This is a genomic window from Streptomyces sp. NPDC005070 (assembly GCF_053600395.1).
The window spans coordinates 1-2,315 of sequence record NZ_JBSFZS010000379.1 but is presented as its reverse complement, the minus strand read 5'-3'; the positions used below and the strand labels follow the sequence as shown (position 1 = coordinate 2,315).

The following is a 2,315-nucleotide window of genomic DNA, read 5'->3' as shown; positions in this document are numbered from 1 at the left end:
TCACGAGTGTGTCCTCGACGCCCTTACTGCCCAGGCCACGACGCCGTCGGGCCGAATCAGCGCGGCACCCAGCCCGAGGTCGTTGCGCGCCGGGCCGGCCGCGTAGCAGATCCGGCCTGCCCACTCCTTGGCCGCGGCCTGCAGCGCCTGGTCGGTGCTGAAGTCGAGCACAACTCCCTGCCCCTGGCGCAGCAGTTCGCCGAGGCGGGTGCCGTCCTCGAAGCGGAAGTCCGGGGCGCTGCAGCCGATGAAGGGCTGTTCGCTGCCCAGGTCGTAGCGGTTGAACAGCCCCGACGTCTTTCGGTATACGTGGGTTGTTCCGTCGGTGGTGCGCATCAGGTCGTGGACGAGTTGGCGCAGCGCGGGGGCGTTGGGGCCCGGCTTCATGGTCGCGACCTGGGCGCGGGACCAGTCGAGCACGGCGGCGCCGACGGGGTGCCGCTCGGTGGTGTAGGTGTCGAGCAGGCCCTCAGGTGCCCAGCCGCGCACGCTGGCGGCGAGCTTCCAGCCGAGGTTGACGGCATCGCCGATGCCGAGGTTGAGTCCCTGGCCGCCCAGGGGCGAGTGGATGTGTGCTGCGTCGCCGGCGAGCAGCACCCGGCCCTCGCGGTACGTCGTCGTCTGCATCGCGCGGTCGGTGAAGCTGGAGGCGAGATGGACCTCGCTCAGCGTCACGTCGGTGCCGCTGATGCGGCGCAGGACCGTCTGGAGGTGTTCGCAGGTCAGTGGCTGGGAGCGGTCGAAAGTGCCGCCGTCGAAGTCCATCATGCCCAGGTGCCCTTCGAAGGGCGTCCGCAGATACATGCCGTTCGGCGTCAGGTTGAACCCGAGCGGCAGCTGCTCGGAGTCGGCGAAGGTGACCTTGGCGACGTAGCCGGTGAACAACGGCTCGGTGCCCACGAATTCGAAACCGGCGAGCTGACGTACGGCGCTACGCCCGCCGTCGCAGCCCACCAGCCAGCGCCCCTGGTACTCCTGGCCGCCTGCCGCGACGAGGACGGATTCGGTGTCCTGCGCCACGGCTGTGACGGGAGCATTCCGGATGATCTCGACTCCGAGCGCGGTGGCCCGCTCGCACAGCACCGATCCTGCGGCTTCCAGGCTCGTCATGAACCCCTCCATCGCCGGGCTGGGCAGCCGGGGCGGGAGGGCGGCTGCGTCGATGCCGGCCGCGGCAAGCGCCATGCCCGCGAAATGACTCAGCTCACGAGGGGCGGGTGCCTCGACCGCTTCCGGATCCGCGCCCACGTTCTGCGGGCTGACTCCCGAAGCCTGCGCCATCGCTTCCAGGAGGCCGCGGCGGTAGAACGTCTCGGCCGACCCGGCGTTCAGACCCCGCAGCCCGAGTGGGAACGCCTTCAGGGGCGAGGTGAGTTCCGGGTCCCGCTCAAGAACCAGAACCGAGCAGCCGGACAGGGCCAGCTCGCCGGCCAGGAACAGACCGACCGGGCCACCGCCCGCGATCACGACGTCATGCATGAGAGGTGTCCTTCCGAGAGATGAACAATGGGGTCACCCGGCCGGATCGGCCGGGTCAGCGCAGATGGGTGAGGCCCTCGAGGACGACGGCGATGCCGGTGAGGAATTGCTCGCGGTCGTCGTGCTCCCTCATCTGGCCGACGATGGCGTGCATGAACGGGTAAGCCTCCGGGGCGAGCTCCTGCCATGCCGTCGACGCCGCATCGAAGAACTCGTCGCGATCCCCGTCGGGGTCGATCCCCGAGGTGTCCCCCTCGATGCGGGCGTTCTGGCTGACGGCTCCGAGGATGTAGTGCACGAGCGTCGAGGCCGCGTCGAACCAGGAGACTCGCGGCACGCCCAGGGCATCCATCTGCCCGCCGATCCGCTCGAAGATCCCCACCGTCACCGGGCCGACCGGATTCCGGATGATCTGGAGGGTCAGCCGCGTGGCGAGCCACCGGTGTGCGGCGATCGCGTCGAACAACGCCAGCGCGACGACACGGATCTCGTCCCCGGGCGTGGCCGCAGCCCCGGCGGGCCGGGTCACCAGCGCCGCGCCGATCACGGTTTCCGTCGCCATGTCGAGCAGGTCGTCACGGGTGCCCACGTGGTAATAGATCGCCCCGGAACCGGTGGACAGCCGTTCGGTCAGCCCCCGGATGGTCAGCGCGCTCTCGCCGCCCGCATCGAGCATCTCGACCGCAGTGTCGATGATCTGCTCCCGGGAGAGCACCTGGTTGCGCCGCTGTGGTCGGCGCGTCCAGGTGGAGCGTCGCGGGCTTGCCGTGGACGCCGATGTTGGCCACATGGCCGCCGGGCCGCACCATGCGGGTGCACAGCTCGAAGCTCTCCGG

At 69.9% G+C, this 2,315-nt stretch carries 2 protein-coding genes; both read right to left on the bottom strand.

Annotated elements, in window-relative coordinates:
* Positions 1-1,479, bottom strand: coding sequence for an FAD-dependent monooxygenase (locus ACWEBX_RS39275; RefSeq protein ID WP_451889491.1), 1,479 nt, complete (start codon positions 1,477-1,479; stop codon positions 1-3).
* A gap of 55 nt (positions 1,480-1,534) precedes the next feature.
* On the bottom strand, positions 1,535-2,194 hold the full coding sequence (locus ACWEBX_RS39270; protein ID WP_451889490.1) for a TetR/AcrR family transcriptional regulator: 660 nt from the start codon (positions 2,192-2,194) through the stop codon (positions 1,535-1,537).
* Positions 2,195-2,315 lie beyond the last annotated feature (121 nt).